Raw genomic sequence first — 14,324 nt, 5'->3', positions numbered from 1 at the left:
AGCGGAGAAGGCGAGTCCGATATGTCCACCGATAAATCCCCCTATGCGGCTTTCTCCGCCCTGCTGGCCTCGACCGGCCGGGAAGTGTCCCCGGCGGAGCTGCATGGCCTGCTGCTCGGTCGCAGCTGCGCCGGCGCCGGTTTCGAGGCCGACGCCTGGCTGACCGATGCCGCCGATCTGCTCGGCAGCCAGACTCCGGACAACGTGCGCCAGGCGCTGGTCGGCCTGCAGGAGATGGTCAAGGGCGAACTGGCTGGCGGCGAGGTCGCCGTGGTCCTGCTGCTGCCTTCCGACGAGGCGCCGCTGGCCGAGCGCGCTACCGCCCTGGGGCAGTGGTGCCAGGGCTTTCTCGGCGGTTTCGGCCTGACTGCCCGCGACAAGCCGTTGAGCGCAGAGGCCATGGAAGTGCTGCAGGATCTCGCCGCCATCGCCCAGGTGCAGAATTCACTGGAGGAGTCCGAGGAGGGCGAGGGTGCCTACATGGAGGTCATGGAGTACCTCCGGGTCGCGCCGCTCCTGCTGTTCGCCGAGTGCGCCGGGCCGGTTGCGCCGGCGCCCAAGCCGTCCGTGCACTGAAGCGCCGACGCTTTTGCCAGTCAACCGAGGAGCTGTACATGACCTGCATCCCGAAGTCGGAATACGTCCGCCGGCGCAAGGCGCTGATGGCGCAGATGGAGCCCAACAGCATCGCCATCCTGCCGGCGGCGCCGGTGTATATCCGCAACCGCGATGTGGAGCACCAGTACCGCCAGGACAGTGACTTCCAGTACCTCTCGGGTTTCCCCGAGCCGGAGGCGGTGATCGCCCTGATTCCCGGCCGCGAGCATGGCGAATACGTGCTCTTCTGCCGCGAGCGCGATCCCGAGCGCGAACTCTGGGACGGCCTGCGTGCCGGCCAGGAGGGGGCGGTCCGCGACTACGGCGCGGATGACGCTTTCCCCATTGCCGACATCGACGACATCCTGCCCGGTCTGATCGAGGGGCGCGGCCGGGTCTACTACGCCATCGGCAGCAACGAGGCGTTCGACCACCGGCTGATGGAGTGGATCAAGACCATCCGCTCCAAGGCCCGCCAGGGCGCGCAGCCGCCGAGCGAGTTCGTCGCCCTCGACCATCTGCTGCACGACATGCGCCTGTACAAGAGCGCCGCCGAAGTGGCGGTGATGCGCGAGGCCGCGGCCATCTCCGCCCGCGCCCACGTGCGCGCCATGCAGGCCAGCCGTCCGGGACTCCATGAGTACCAACTGGAGGCCGAGCTGGAGTACGAGTTCCGCAAGGGCGGGGCGCGGATGCCGGCCTACGGCTCGATCGTCGCCGGCGGTCGCAATGCCTGCATCCTGCACTACACCGAGAACAACATGCCGCTGCGCGACGGTGATCTGGTGCTGATCGACGCCGGCTGCGAGATCGACTGCTACGCCAGCGACATCACCCGCACCTTCCCGGTCAACGGCACCTTCTCGCCCGAGCAGAAGGCGATCTACGAGCTGGTGCTGGCCGCCAACCTGGAGGCGTTCCGGCACATCGCGCCCGGCCGCCACTGGAACGAGGCCCACGAGGCCACGGTGCGGGTGATCGTTGCCGGACTGGTGGAGCTGGGACTGCTCGCCGGCGATGTCGACGAGTTGATCAAGCAGGAGGCCTACAAGCCCTTCTACATGCACCGTGCCGGCCACTGGCTGGGCATGGACGTGCACGACGTCGGCGACTACAAGATCGACGGCCAGTGGCGCGTGCTTGAGCCGGGCATGGCGATGACCGTCGAGCCGGGCATCTACATCGCCGCCGACAACGACAAGGTTGAGCGCAAGTGGCGTGGTATCGGCGTGCGCATCGAGGACGACGTGGTGGTCACCGAAGGGGGCTGCGAGATCCTCACCGGCGGCGTGCCCAAGGGCGTCGCCGAGATCGAGGCACTGATGGCCGCGGCTCGCGGCCGGGTGGCCTGAACATGACCCGGGTGGAACTGGCGATCGTCGGCGGCGGCCTGGTCGGTGCGAGCCTGGCCCTGGCCCTGCAGGAGGGCGCCAAGGCGCGCGGCTGGCGGATCGTGCTGATCGAGCCGCACGCGCCCGGCGAACCCTATCAGCCGAGTTACGACGCGCGCTCCTCGGCGCTGTCCTTCGGCACCCGGCAGATCTACGAGCGCCTGGGCCTGTGGCCGGCGATCGCCCGCCGGGCCGAGCCGATCCTGCAGATCCATGTCTCCGAGCGCGGCCGCTTCGGCGCCACGCGCCTGCGCGCGGCGGAGGAGGGCGTGCCGGCCCTCGGCTACGTGGTGGAGAACGCCTGGCTCGGCGAGTGCCTGTGGCAGGCGCTGGATCCCGAAGTGGTCACCTGGCGCTGCCCGGCCGAAGTGATGCGCATGACCCCGCTGCGCGATGGCTACCGGCTGCAGCTGGACGACGATAGCCACCTCGACTGCGCCCTGGCGGTGCTCGCCGACGGTGGCCGCTCCGACCTGCGCGAGCAGCTCGGCATCCATGTGCGTCAGCAGCCCTACGGGCAGACTGCGCTGATCGCCAACCTCACGCCCAGCGAGCCGCATCGCGGCCAGGCCTTCGAGCGCTTCACCCAGGACGGCCCGATGGCCCTGCTGCCGCTGGCGGACAATCGCTGCGCGCTGGTCTGGACCCGCCCGACGGGCGATACCGGACGGTTGCTGGCGCTGGACGAGCGGCAGTTCCTCGCCGAGCTGCAGCAGCAGTTCGGCTATCGCCTCGGCGCCTTCCGCCAGTTGGGGGCCCGCCATCTCTATGCACTGGCGCTGGTCGAGGCCGAGGAGCAGGTGCGCCCGCATCTGGCCCTGCTCGGCAATGCCGCCCACAGCCTGCACCCGATCGCCGGCCAGGGCTACAACCTGTCCCTGCGCGATACCCTGTGCCTGGCCGAGGAGCTGTTGGACAGTCCGGCCGAGCCCGGCGACTTCGCCACCCTGCTGCGCTACCAGGCCCGCCAGCGCCTCGACCAGCAGTTGACCGTGGGCTTCTCCGACCGGCTCACCCGGCTGTTCGGCATGGCCACGCCGCTGCTCGCCGGCGGGCGCAGTCTCGGCCTGCTCGGCCTCGACCTGCTGCCGCCGGCCAAGCGCTGGTTCGCCCGCCAGGCCATGGGGCTCGGCACCCGTGCGCAGGTCTGAGCCTGACGCGCGATCATCGAAGAACGGCGGGCGTGGCAGGACGCCCCTTGCGAGTTGAGGAAAGCATGCACGCGGATCTGATCATCGTCGGCGCCGGAATGGTCGGCAGCACCCTGGCACTGGCCCTGCAGGACAGCGGCCTGGATATCCTCCTGCTCGACCGCGGGCCGCTCGAGGTGGCTCCCTGGAGCCCTGAGGCGCCCTTCGAGCCGCGGGTCAGCGCATTGTCCGCCGCCAGCCAGCGCATCCTCGAGCGCCTCGGCGCCTGGGACGGCATCCGCGCCCGGCGCGCCGCCCCCTACGGCGAGATGCAGGTGTGGGACGGCTCCGGCACCGGGCAGATCCGCTTCGCCGCGGCCAGCGTGCATGCCGAGGTGCTCGGCCACATCGTCGAGAACCGCGTGGTGCAGGACGCCCTGCTCGAGCGCCTGGCCGGCAGCGGCATCGGCCTGCTGCCCGCGGTGCGCCTGGACGGCCTGCGCCGCTCCGGCGACGGTTGGCTGGTCAGCCTCGGCGACGGCCGTCAGCTGCGCGCGCCGCTGCTGGTCGCCGCCGACGGCGCCAACTCGGCGATCCGCCGCCTGGCTGGCTGCACCACCCGCGAGTGGGATTACCTGCACCACGCCATCGTCACCAGCGTGCGCTGCGCCGAGGCGCACCGCCGTACCGCCTGGCAGCGCTTCACCGACGACGGTCCGCTGGCCTTCCTGCCGCTGGAGCGGGACGGCGACCGCCACTGGTGCTCGATCGTCTGGTCGACCACGCCGGAGCAGGCCGGGCGGCTGATGGCGCTGGACGACGCGGCCTTCGCCGCGGCGCTGGGCGCCGCCTTCGAGTGGCGGCTCGGCGCGGTGCTGGAGGTCGATCCGCGCCACTGCATCCCGCTGCGCCAGCGGCATGCCCGGCGCTATGTCGAACCCGGCCTGGCGCTGATCGGCGACGCCGCCCACGTCATCCACCCGCTGGCGGGGCAGGGCGTCAACCTGGGCTTTCTCGATGCCGCCACCCTGGCCGAGGTGCTGCTGCATGCCCGCGGGCGTGGCGAGCGGTTGGCCGAGCTGCGCGTGCTGAGCCGTTTCGAGCGCCGGCGGATGCCCCACAACCTGGCGATGATGGCGGCGATGGAGGGCTTCGAGCGGCTGTTCCAGGCCGATCCGCTGCCGCTGCGCTGGCTGCGCAACACCGGCCTGAAGTGGATGGACAAGCTGCCCGGGGGCAAGGCGTTGTTCGTCCGCCAGGCCCTCGGGCTGAGCGGCGACCTCCCGGAGCTGGCGCGCGCCTGAGCACCCGAACCCACCCTGTTCGCGACACAAGGCGCGACATATGGCGAGTTGTGAAGCTAAATGCTAGTCACTATTATTCGCCGCACTTAATTCACATGAGGTGGGTTCCATGCAGGCAAGCAAGCACATTCTCGCCGTCCTGGCCCTGGGCGCGCTCTCCGGCGCCGCCCTGGCGGCCGACGAGGTCGTGGTCTATTCGTCGCGGATCGACGAATTGATCAAGCCGGTCTTCGATGCCTATACCGCCGAAACCGGGGTCAAGGTGAAGTTCATCACCGACAAGGAAGCCCCGCTGCTGGCCCGTCTCAAGGCCGAAGGGAAGAACACCCCGGCCGACCTGCTGATCACCGTGGACGCCGGCAACCTCTGGCAGGCCGAGCAGGAAGGCGTGCTGCGTCCGCTGGATTCGGCGACGATCAAGGCCAACATTCCGGCGCAATACCGCTCCGCCAGCGGTACCTGGAGCGGTCTGTCGCTGCGTGCGCGGACCATCTTCTACTCCACCGAGCGGGTCAAGCCGGAGGAGCTTTCCACCTACGAGGCCCTGGCCGACGAGAACTGGGAAGGCCGTCTGTGCCTGCGCACCAGCAAGAAGGTCTACAACCAGTCGCTGACCGCCACCCTGATCGAGGCCCACGGCGAGAAGCAGGCCGAACAGATCGTCAAGGGCTGGGTGAACAACCTGGCCACCGACGTGTTCGCCGACGACACCGCCCTGCTGCAGGCCATCGACGCCGGCCAGTGTGACGTGGGCATGGCCAACACCTACTACTACGGTCGCCTGCACAAGCAGAACCCGGATTTGAAGGTGAAGCCCTTCTGGCCGAATCAGGCCGATCGCGGCGTGCACGTCAACCTCTCCGGCGCCGGGGTGACCAAGCACGCCCCGCATCCGCAGGCCGCGCAGAAGCTGCTGGAGTGGATGACCGGCGACAAGGCCCAGCGCCTGCTGGCCGACATCAACCAGGAATACCCCGCCAATCCGCAGGTGGCACCGTCCGCGGAAGTCGCCGCCTGGGGCAGCTTCAAGGCCGACAGCGTGCCGGTCGAGGTCGCCGGCAAGCGCCAGGCCGAGGCGATCCGCCTGATGGATCGCGCCGGCTGGAACTGAGGCGCCCACCGAGGCTGTCAACCCGGGCTGCAGGCGGAGCGCTCCGCCTGCAGCCCGATTCGTTTTTCGTAGCGGGGAGCTGTCGTGTCCCATTCCGCCCAGCGCCGCTGGTATCCCATCGTCTTTGCCATCGCTTCCCTGGTGCTGCTGCCCCTCAGCGTGCTGGCGCTCTCCTGGCACAGCGTGGACGGCGAAATCTGGAGGCATCTGTGGGATACCCAGATGCCGCGTCTGCTCGGCAACACCCTGACCCTGCTGCTGGGCGTCAGTGCCGGCGTCACCCTGCTCGGGGTGAGCCTGGCCTGGCTGACCAGCCTCTGCGAGTTTCCCGGCCGGCGCTGGCTGGACTGGGCGCTGATGCTGCCCTTCGCGATTCCCGCCTACGTGCTGGCCTTCGTCTTCGTCGGCCTGCTGGACTTTTCCGGCCCGGTGCAGACCCTGCTGCGCGAGTGGTTCGGCAGCGGCCTGCGGCTGCCGCGGGTGCGCTCCACCGGCGGGGTGATCCTGGTCCTGGTGCTGGTGTTCTACCCCTACGTCTACCTGCTCGCGCGCAGCGCCTTCCTGGCCCAGGGCAAGGGCCTGATGGAGGCCGCGCGGGCCCTCGGCCAGTCGCCCTGGCAGGCCTTCTGGCGCGTGGCGCTGCCGATGGCGCGGCCGGCGATCGGCGCCGGCCTGGCGCTGGCGATGATGGAGACCCTGGCCGACTTCGGCGCCGTCTCGGTGTTCAACTACGACACCTTCACCACCGCCATCTACAAGACCTGGTACGGCTTCTACAGCCTGTCCAGCGCCACCCAGCTGGCCAGCCTGCTGCTGCTGGCGGTGATGCTGGTGGTCTACGGCGAGCGCCGCGCCCGCGGCGTGCCGCGGCCGAGCACCGAGCGCCCGCGCGGCCGGGCGCTGTACCGGCTGCGCGGCTTCAAGGCCGCGGCGGCCTGCGCCTGGTGCGGGTTGGTGTTCCTCTGCGCCTTCGTCGTGCCGCTCCTGCAACTGCTGGCGTGGTTCTGGCAGCGCGGCCGCTTCGACCTCGACGAGCGCTATACCGGGCTGATCCTGCACACCCTGTATCTGGGCGGCTGCGCCGCGCTGATCACCGTCGCCTGCGCCATGCTGCTGGCCTTCGCCCGGCGCCTGGTGCCGGGACGCACCATGGGCGCGGCGGTCGGCCTGGCCAATCTGGGCTACGCGCTGCCGGGCTCGGTGCTGGCGGTGTCCATCATGCTCGCCTTCAGCTATCTCGACCGCGAGCTGGTGATCCCGCTGTCCGAGTGGTTTGGCGGCGCCGGCAAGCCGCTGCTGCTGGGCAGCCTGGCAGCCCTGCTGCTGGCCTATCTGGTGCGCTTCCTGGCGGTGGCCTTCGGCCCCCTGGAAAGCAGCCTGGCGCGGATCCGTCCGTCGCTGCCGGAGGCCGCGCGCAGCCTGGGGGTCGGCGGGCCGCAGCTGTTCTCGCGGCTCTACCTGCCGCTGCTGCTGCCCGGCACCCTGAGCGCCGCGCTGCTGGTGTTCGTCGACGTGCTCAAGGAAATGCCGGCGACCCTGCTGATGCGCCCGTTCGGCTGGGACACTCTGGCGGTACGCATCTTCGAGATGACCAGCGAGGGCGAGTGGGCCCGCGCCGCGCTGCCGGCGCTGACCCTGGTGCTGGTCGGCCTGCTGCCGGTGATCGGCCTGATCCGCCGTTCGGCACGCCAGCCGGGCTGAGCCGCCAGGGCCGGCGGCGTCCGGCCCCCACCTTGCCGGCGCCGTGACCGGACCCGGCCTTGCGGCTACAATGCGCGCCATTCGCGGCCTGCCGGCGGCCTCGCCAGGCCTGTCCCGCAGGTCTTTCGCGTGGCGACGCGCCAGGCACGGAAGGAGAACCATCATGGGACAGCGCACGCCCCTCTATGAGCAGCACCTTGCCCTGGGCGCCAGGATCGTCGATTTCGGCGGCTGGGACATGCCCCTGCACTACGGCTCGCAGGTCGAGGAGCACCATCAGGTCCGGCGCGACTGCGGCGTCTTCGACGTCTCCCACATGACCGTGGTGGATGTCCATGGCCCGGAGGCCCGCGCCTGGCTGCAGCGTCTGCTGGCCAACGACGTGGCGCACCTGGAAACCCCCGGCAAGGCCCTCTACAGCGTCATGCTCAACGAGCGCGGCGGGGTGATCGACGACCTCATCGTCTACCTCGCCGACTTCGGCTACCGCCTGGTGCTCAACGCCGCCAGCCGCCTGCGCGACCTGGCGTGGATGAAGGAACAATCTGCCGGACATGCCGTCGAGCTGCGCGAGCGCCGCGACCTGGCCATGCTCGCCATCCAGGGGCCGCAGGCGCGGGTGCGCACCGGCGAACTGGTCTCCGCCCCGCGCGCCGCGCTGATCCACGAACTGCGCCCGTTCGAGGGGCTGGCCGAGGGCGACTGGTTCGTCGCCCGCACCGGCTACACCGGCGAGGACGGCCTGGAGATCATGCTGCCAGTGGCGCAGGCGCCGGACTTCTTCAGCGATCTGGTCGGCGCCGGCATCGCCCCCAGCGGCCTCGGCGCCCGCGACACCCTGCGCCTGGAGGCAGGGCTGAACCTCTGCGGCCAGGACATGGACGAGAACGTCTCGCCGCTGGCGGCGAACCTGGGCTGGACCATCGCCTGGGACCCGGCCGGGCGCGACTTCATCGGCCGCGCGGCGGTGGAGGAACAGCGCCGCGCCGGCGGCCAGCCTAAACTGGTGGGATTGCTGCTGGAAGAGCGCGGCGTGCTGCGTACCGGCCAGGTGGTACGGGTGGAGAGCGTCGGCGAGGGCGCGATCACCAGCGGCAGCTTCTCGCCGACGCTCGGCAAGTCCATCGCCCTGGCCCGAGTGCCGGCGGCCACCGGCGAGCGCGCCGAGGTGGAGATTCGCGGCCGCTGGCTGCCCGTCCGCGTCGTCCGGCCGAACTTCGTCCGTCACGGCAAGGCCTTGATCTAGATTTTTTCGGGCGAGCCCTTTCGCCCCCAACTCCGAGGACACGACATGAGCAATATCCCCGCCGATCTGCGTTACACAGCCAGCCACGAATGGGCCCGACTGGAAGCGGACGGCACCGTCACCGTGGGCATTTCCGACCACGCCCAGGAAGCCCTGGGCGACGTGGTGTTCGTCGAGCTGCCGGAAGTCGGCAAGCAGCTGGCCGCTGAACAGGAAGCCGGGGTGGTGGAATCGGTGAAGGCCGCCTCCGACATCTACGCGCCGATCGCCGGTGAGGTGATCGCGGTCAACGAGGCCCTGACCGACAGCCCCGAGCTGGTCAACAGCGACCCCTACGGCAGCTGGTTCTTCAAGCTCAAGCCCAGTGCCGCCGGCGACCTGGGCAAGCTGCTCGATGCAGCCGGCTACGAGGCCGCCTGCAGCGCCGAGGCCTGATCGCCAGGCGCTTGCGGCGCCCGCGGGCGCCGCAAGCCGAGCCCATTCCCTCCCGAAGCCTCGCCCGTCGGGGCTTCGTCCTTTCAGCCGAGAGCCGCCATGTCCCAGACTCCCAGTCTCGCCCAACTCCAGCAGCCCGACGCCTTCCTGCAGCGCCACCTCGGTCCCGACGAGGCCGAGCAGCGCGCCATGCTCGCCAGCCTCGGCCTGACCAGCCGCGACCAGCTGATCGAGCAGACGGTGCCGCCGGCGATCCGCCTGAACCGCGCCCTGGCGCTGCCGGCGGCGCTGGACGAGCAGGGCGCCCTGGCGAAGCTCAGAGGCTATGCCGAACGCAACGAGCTGTGGACCAGCCTGATCGGCATGGGCTACCACGGCACCGTCACGCCGCCGGTGATCCTGCGCAACGTGCTGGAGAACCCCGGCTGGTACACCGCCTACACCCCCTATCAGCCGGAGATCGCCCAGGGCCGGCTGGAGGCGCTGCTGAACTTCCAGCAACTGACCATCGACCTCACCGGCCTCGACCTGGCCAGCGCCTCGCTGCTCGATGAGGCCACCGCCGCCGCCGAGGCCATGGCCATGGCCCGTCGGGTGGCCAGGAGCAAGAGCAACCGCTTCTTCGTCGACGAGAACTGCCACCCGCAGACCATCTCGGTGGTGCGCACCCGCGCCGCCGGCTTCGGCTTCGAGGTGGTGGTGGATGCCGTGGAGAGGCTCAGCGAGCACGCGGTGTTCGGCGCCCTGCTGCAGTATCCCGACACCCATGGCGAGATCCGCGACCTCGGGCCGCTGATCGAGCAGCTGCACGCGCAGCAGGCGCTGGCCTGCATCGCCGCCGACCTGCTCGCCCTGCTGGTGCTGACCCCGCCCGGCGAGCTGGGCGCCGACGTGGTGTTCGGCTCGGCGCAGCGCTTCGGCGTGCCGATGGGCTACGGCGGCCCGCACGCCGCTTACTTCGCCACCCGCGACGAGTACAAGCGCGCCATGCCCGGGCGGATCATCGGCGTCTCGAAGGATGCCCGCGGCAACACCGCCCTGCGCATGGCCCTGCAGACCCGCGAGCAGCACATCCGCCGCGAGAAGGCCAACTCGAACATCTGCACTTCCCAGGTGCTGCTGGCCAACATGGCCGGCTTCTACGCCGTCTACCACGGCCCAGAGGGCCTCGGGCGCATCGCCCGGCGCGTCCACCGGCTGACCGCGATCCTCGCCGAGGGCCTGGCGCAGCGCGGGATCGAGCGCCTCAACCGGTACTTCTTCGACACCCTGACCCTGGAGGTCGGCGGTGCCCAGACGGCGATCATCGAGAGCGCCCAGGAGGCGCGGATCAACCTGCGCATCCTCGGCCGCGGCCGGCTCGGCGTCAGCCTGGACGAGACCTGCACGGCGGAGACCGTCGAGCGGCTGCTGGCGATCTTCCTCGGTGCCGATCATGGCCTCGACCTCGCCGTGCTCGACGATGCCGCCGCCCCGGGCATCCCCGCCGCGCTGCAGCGCAGCTCGGCCTACCTGCAGCATCCGGTGTTCAACCGCCACCACAGCGAGACCGAGATGCTGCGCTACCTCAAGCAGCTGGAGAACAAGGATCTGGCCCTCAACCAGGCGATGATCCCGCTCGGCTCCTGCACCATGAAGCTCAACGCCACCAGCCAGATGATGCCCGTCACCTGGCCGGAGTTCGCCAGCCTGCACCCCTTCGCCCCGCGCGAGCAGGCCGAGGGCTACCGGCTGATGATCGAGGAGCTGGAGGCCTGGCTGTGCGCCATTACCGGCTTCGACGCCATCTGCATGCAGCCCAACTCCGGCGCCCAGGGCGAGTACGCCGGCCTGATGGCGATCCGCAAGTACCATGAGAGCCGCGGCGAGGGCCGGCGGCATGTCTGCCTGATCCCGTCCTCGGCTCACGGCACCAACCCGGCCTCGGCACAGATGGCCGGCATGCAGGTGGTGATCGTCGACTGCGACAAGTCCGGCAACGTCGATCTCGACGACCTCAGGCGCAAGGCCGAGGCGGCCGGCGACACGCTGTCCTGCCTGATGCTCACCTATCCCTCGACCCACGGCGTCTACGAGGAGGGCGTGCGCGAGATCTGCGAGGTGATCCACGGCCACGGCGGCCAGGTCTACATGGACGGCGCCAACCTCAACGCCCAGGTCGGCCTGGCGCGCCCGGCGGATATCGGTGCCGACGTCTCGCACATGAACCTGCACAAGACCTTCTGCATCCCCCACGGCGGCGGTGGCCCGGGCATGGGTCCGATCGGCGTCAAGGCACACCTGGCGCCCTTCGTCGCCAACCACCCGGTGGTGCCGCTGGACGGCCCGAACCCGGACAACGGCGCGGTCAGCGCGGCGCCCTGGGGCAGCGCGAGCATCCTGCCGATCAGCTGGATGTACATCGCCATGATGGGCCCGCAGCTGAAGGACGCCACCGAGGTCGCCATTCTCAGCGCCAACTACCTGGCGCATCGCCTGGGCGGCGCCTTCCCGGTGCTGTACAGCGGCCGCAACGGCCGGGTCGCCCACGAGTGCATCCTCGACCTGCGCCCGCTCAAGGCGGAGACCGGGATCAGCGAGGAGGACGTCGCCAAACGCCTGATGGACTACGGCTTCCACGCGCCGACCATGTCCTTCCCGGTGCCCGGCACGCTGATGATCGAGCCGACCGAGAGCGAGTCCCTGCACGAGCTGGATCGCTTCGTCGAGGCGATGCTCTGCATCCGCGCGGAGATCGCCAAGGTCCAGGCCGGCGACTGGCCCGCCGAGGACAACCCGCTCAAGTATGCCCCGCACACCCTGGCCGACGTGCTCGGCGAGTGGCAGCGCGCCTACGGCCGCGAGGAAGCGGTGACGCCGAGCGCCCACACCCGCGCCCACAAGTACTGGCCGACGGTGAGCCGGGTGGACAACGTCTACGGCGACCGCAACCTGTTCTGCGCCTGCGTGCCGCTGGACGACTACCGCGAGTGAATGGAGGCGCCGGCGGAGCTCAGCCGCCGGCCGACTCATCGAAGCCGTGGAAGGCGGCGAATCCGGCCACCGGTACCCGCGCGGTGACCAGGCCGTTTTCCGGCGCCTCGGGGTCCGCGTGGCCGAGGGCCACGGCGCAGACCAGGATCTCTTCTTCGTCGAGCAGCCCCAGCCCGCGCACCACCTGGTGATAGTCGGCGAAGACCCCCTGGGGACAGCTGTGCAGGCCTTCGCCGCGGGCCGCCAGCATCAGGTTCTGGACGAACATGCCGAGGTCGAGGAAGCTGCCGGTGTTCATCCGCCGGTCCATGGAAATCAGCAGGCCGACCGGTGCATCGAAGAACTGGAAGTTGCGCAGCGCCTGCCGCTCCCGCGCCGCCCGGTCGCCGCGGGCGATGCCGAGCGCGTCGTAGAGGCTGAAGCCCATGGTCCGCCGGCGCTCGAGGTAAGGCTCGAACCAGGGGTCGGGGTAGTAGCCATACTCGGCGTGATGCCGCTGCGGCTCCTGCTCGGCCGCCGCGCTCACCGCCCGGCACAGTGCATCGCGGGCCGCGCCGGCCAGTGCACGGACCTTCCACGGCTGGGTGTTGGCGCCGCTCGGCGCCTGCGCCGCCAGTTCCAGGATGCGCTCGACCTGCGCGCGGGGAACGGGATCGGGACGAAAGCGGCGAACCGATTTGCGCGAGCGGATGGCGTCTGCGACCTGCATGGGCGAGCTCCTTGAATTGGCCAGGAACACGCAGGTATACCCCAGGCGCCGGGGTTTTTCATCCATGGGCGCTCTCCGTCGTCCGTCCTGCCGGTTACCGACCGATAGTGGCTCGACTCGCCGATCTACGCGAAATCCTTGGGGAAAAACGTTAGATTGCCTATCGAAGCGGCTTGCGAACCTCCGACACACACCACCAGGGCGACGAGAATGGCGAAGAAATTTCCCTTGAACCCAAAGCATCCCGAGCGGATCTGCTGGGGATGCGACAGGTACTGTCCGGCGACTTCCCTGGCATGCGGAAATGGCGCCGACCGGACGATGCACCCGGCCGAGCTGCTCGGAGAAGACTGGTACATATTCGAGGATGGGAGCGTCGACCCGGCCGTGGAGACGAAGAGTTCGACGGAGCACTCGCGCTGATTCGTCGGGGCGTATCGGCGGGCCGGCCCGAGGGGACAGTGGAAACCGCCGGCGTCGGGCTCCCGGCGGTTTCCACGGGGCTGGTTAGAGGCGTACCGCCTGGCGGGCCAGCAGTTGCCAGTCGCCGCCCTGGTGCTGCCAGATCTGCAGGATTCTCAGGTTGACCTTGGCCGGATCCTTGCCCTTGTTGTGCGTATCGCCCGTGAGCGTATGGCGGACGATCGCCGTGTCGCCCGCGGCCTGTACGCTCTGCTCGCTGATGTCGATGGACAGGAAATCGGAGGCGCCGCTCATCAGGTCGTCGACGAAACGCTCCCGGGTATCGACCTGGCCGCTGGAGTGGCCATAGCTCAGTTCCGGGGCGATCAGGGCTTCCAGCTTCGCCTTGTCCGGGTCCACCATCAGCGCACGCAACTGCTCCGCAGCCGCCTCGATGGCGGCGGTTTCGTCGGCCGCATTGGCGGTCGGGGTTACAAGCGCCATTGAAGAGAAAGCGGCTACCAACAGCATTGTTCTTTTTATCATCTCGAATCCTTCTTCACGGGTTGGAAAACGGGCTCAGAGCCATCCCTCGTTTAGAGGTAAGACATGCTATCACTTTGTTGTGTAGCGTTGGAATCATACCCGGGATATCGGAGTAAGCTGGGTGGTTTAACGTTAATTGGCTGATTTATATGAATATTATGTGTGGGTGGGTAACAGGGCTACTTTCTGTCGAAACTCTTGTTATATGATCACTTTCTTGTAGGAGGCATCGTTCCACTGGCGGAGCCAGTCGTATGGGTTGATGGGGATATCCCCTCAATCGATACGCGGTCACAGGCTGCGGAGAGAGCTGGTGGCCTGTTTCTCTAGGTTTTTGTCTTTCGTGTGTGATGGGCGGCGATAGCGTGGCGGGCGTCGGGGGCAGCAGTTGCATGGCGTCCGGGGCATTGGCACGCTGCGTGCGGATTGTCTTGCATTCAGGGGGAATGCGGATGGTTGCGATCCCCATAAAGCAAAAAGCCCCAGCGCATGGCTGAGGCTTTTCGTTCGGAATCAGTGGTGCCCAGGGACGGAATCGAACCGCCGACACGGGGATTTTCAATCCCCTGCTCTACCGACTGAGCTACCTGGGCGAAAGGGCGTTGTGACTGCGGGAGTACCACTTGAAGGAAGTGGTGCCCAGGGACGGAATCGAACCGCCGACACGGGGATTTTCAATCCCCTGCTCTACCAACTGAGCTACCTGGGCAACAACGGCCGGCATTAAACCCTCTTTCCCGTCGGAGCGTCAACTGCAGCCGGCGAAAAAATTAGCTTTT

Annotated in this window: 12 protein-coding genes and 2 tRNA genes; 10 read left to right on the top strand and 4 right to left on the bottom strand. The window is 68.9% G+C overall.

The annotated features are described in order from the left end of the window. Positions 1–21 precede the first annotated feature (21 nt). The 9 genes from ACG10_RS19305 to gcvP all read left to right on the top strand — a co-directional run bounded on the left by ACG10_RS19305 (position 22) and on the right by gcvP (position 11,888). The gene (locus ACG10_RS19305) at positions 22–576 is read left to right on the top strand and encodes a YecA/YgfB family protein (protein WP_089169449.1); all 555 of its coding nucleotides are present in this window, start codon (positions 22–24) and stop codon (positions 574–576) included. 38 nt (positions 577–614) lie between these two features. Continuing rightward, on the top strand, positions 615–1,949 hold the full coding sequence (pepP, locus tag ACG10_RS19300) for a Xaa-Pro aminopeptidase (RefSeq protein WP_089169448.1): 1,335 nt from the start codon (positions 615–617) through the stop codon (positions 1,947–1,949). A 2-nt stretch (positions 1,950–1,951) separates the two neighbouring features. Continuing rightward, positions 1,952–3,139: a 2-octaprenyl-6-methoxyphenyl hydroxylase gene (gene ubiH, locus ACG10_RS19295; RefSeq protein ID WP_089169447.1), complete on the top strand. Its 1,188-nt coding sequence runs from the start codon at positions 1,952–1,954 to the stop codon at positions 3,137–3,139. 65 nt (positions 3,140–3,204) lie between these two features. Continuing rightward, positions 3,205–4,422 carry a 2-octaprenyl-3-methyl-6-methoxy-1,4-benzoquinol hydroxylase gene (locus ACG10_RS19290; protein WP_089169446.1) on the top strand — a complete coding sequence of 406 codons (1,218 nt, stop codon included), beginning with the start codon at positions 3,205–3,207 and terminating at the stop codon, positions 4,420–4,422. Between the two features lie 109 nt (positions 4,423–4,531). Then, the gene (locus ACG10_RS19285; RefSeq protein WP_089169445.1) at positions 4,532–5,533 is read left to right on the top strand and encodes an extracellular solute-binding protein; all 1,002 of its coding nucleotides are present in this window, start codon (positions 4,532–4,534) and stop codon (positions 5,531–5,533) included. A gap of 84 nt (positions 5,534–5,617) precedes the next feature. Beyond that, positions 5,618–7,234: an ABC transporter permease gene (locus tag ACG10_RS19280; protein WP_089169444.1), complete on the top strand. Its 1,617-nt coding sequence runs from the start codon at positions 5,618–5,620 to the stop codon at positions 7,232–7,234. A gap of 163 nt (positions 7,235–7,397) precedes the next feature. Then, complete coding sequence (gene gcvT / locus ACG10_RS19275; protein WP_089169443.1) at positions 7,398–8,480, top strand: glycine cleavage system aminomethyltransferase GcvT; 1,083 nt, start codon at positions 7,398–7,400, stop codon at positions 8,478–8,480. A gap of 45 nt (positions 8,481–8,525) precedes the next feature. Next, positions 8,526–8,915: a glycine cleavage system protein GcvH gene (gene gcvH, locus ACG10_RS19270; RefSeq protein ID WP_089169442.1), complete on the top strand. Its 390-nt coding sequence runs from the start codon at positions 8,526–8,528 to the stop codon at positions 8,913–8,915. A gap of 99 nt (positions 8,916–9,014) precedes the next feature. Beyond that, the gene (gene gcvP, locus ACG10_RS19265; protein ID WP_089169441.1) at positions 9,015–11,888 is read left to right on the top strand and encodes an aminomethyl-transferring glycine dehydrogenase; all 2,874 of its coding nucleotides are present in this window, start codon (positions 9,015–9,017) and stop codon (positions 11,886–11,888) included. A 19-nt stretch (positions 11,889–11,907) separates the two neighbouring features. Here the strand turns inward: gcvP and ACG10_RS19260 are convergent, their stop codons facing one another. Beyond that, positions 11,908–12,597 (bottom strand): nitroreductase, encoded by a 690-nt coding sequence (locus ACG10_RS19260; RefSeq protein WP_089169440.1) that lies wholly within the window; start codon positions 12,595–12,597, stop codon positions 11,908–11,910. Between the two features lie 210 nt (positions 12,598–12,807). Between ACG10_RS19260 and ACG10_RS19255 the strand changes: the two genes are divergently transcribed. Continuing rightward, positions 12,808–13,020 (top strand): DUF3079 domain-containing protein, encoded by a 213-nt coding sequence (locus ACG10_RS19255; protein WP_089169439.1) that lies wholly within the window; start codon positions 12,808–12,810, stop codon positions 13,018–13,020. An 84-nt stretch (positions 13,021–13,104) separates the two neighbouring features. Here the strand turns inward: ACG10_RS19255 and ACG10_RS19250 are convergent, their stop codons facing one another. From ACG10_RS19250 to ACG10_RS19240, 3 genes are all read right to left on the bottom strand, one after another. Continuing rightward, positions 13,105–13,503 carry a nuclear transport factor 2 family protein gene (locus ACG10_RS19250; RefSeq protein WP_198318974.1) on the bottom strand — a complete coding sequence of 133 codons (399 nt, stop codon included), beginning with the start codon at positions 13,501–13,503 and terminating at the stop codon, positions 13,105–13,107. Between the two features lie 559 nt (positions 13,504–14,062). Continuing rightward, positions 14,063–14,138 (bottom strand) — tRNA-Phe (locus tag ACG10_RS19245). Positions 14,139–14,178: 40 nt separating this feature from the next. Next, positions 14,179–14,254, bottom strand: a tRNA-Phe gene (locus ACG10_RS19240). Positions 14,255–14,324: the final 70 nt, after the last annotated feature.

Origin of the sequence: Azotobacter chroococcum (assembly GCF_002220155.1) — a bacterium.
GTDB classification, from domain to species: Bacteria; Pseudomonadota; Gammaproteobacteria; order Pseudomonadales; family Pseudomonadaceae; genus Azotobacter; species Azotobacter chroococcum.
Note: the sequence above shows the minus strand (reverse complement) of the source record. Positions and strands in the feature narration are given on the sequence as shown.

What these genes read in the sequence shown, in the direction of transcription:
- ACG10_RS19305 (WP_089169449.1), top strand. Translation starts at nt 22, where the DNA reads ATGTCCACCGATAAATCCCCCTATGCGGCTTTCTCCGCCCTGCTGGCC.
- pepP (WP_089169448.1), top strand. Translation starts at nt 615, where the DNA reads ATGACCTGCATCCCGAAGTCGGAATACGTCCGCCGGCGCAAGGCGCTG.
- ubiH (WP_089169447.1), top strand. Translation starts at nt 1,952, where the DNA reads ATGACCCGGGTGGAACTGGCGATCGTCGGCGGCGGCCTGGTCGGTGCG.
- ACG10_RS19290 (WP_089169446.1), top strand. Translation starts at nt 3,205, where the DNA reads ATGCACGCGGATCTGATCATCGTCGGCGCCGGAATGGTCGGCAGCACC.
- ACG10_RS19285 (WP_089169445.1), top strand. Translation starts at nt 4,532, where the DNA reads ATGCAGGCAAGCAAGCACATTCTCGCCGTCCTGGCCCTGGGCGCGCTC.
- gcvT (WP_089169443.1), top strand. Translation starts at nt 7,398, where the DNA reads ATGGGACAGCGCACGCCCCTCTATGAGCAGCACCTTGCCCTGGGCGCC.
- gcvH (WP_089169442.1), top strand. Translation starts at nt 8,526, where the DNA reads ATGAGCAATATCCCCGCCGATCTGCGTTACACAGCCAGCCACGAATGG.
- gcvP (WP_089169441.1), top strand. Translation starts at nt 9,015, where the DNA reads ATGTCCCAGACTCCCAGTCTCGCCCAACTCCAGCAGCCCGACGCCTTC.
- ACG10_RS19260 (WP_089169440.1), bottom strand. Translation starts at nt 12,597, where the DNA reads ATGCAGGTCGCAGACGCCATCCGCTCGCGCAAATCGGTTCGCCGCTTT.
- ACG10_RS19255 (WP_089169439.1), top strand. Translation starts at nt 12,808, where the DNA reads ATGGCGAAGAAATTTCCCTTGAACCCAAAGCATCCCGAGCGGATCTGC.
- ACG10_RS19250 (WP_198318974.1), bottom strand. Translation starts at nt 13,503, where the DNA reads ATGGCGCTTGTAACCCCGACCGCCAATGCGGCCGACGAAACCGCCGCC.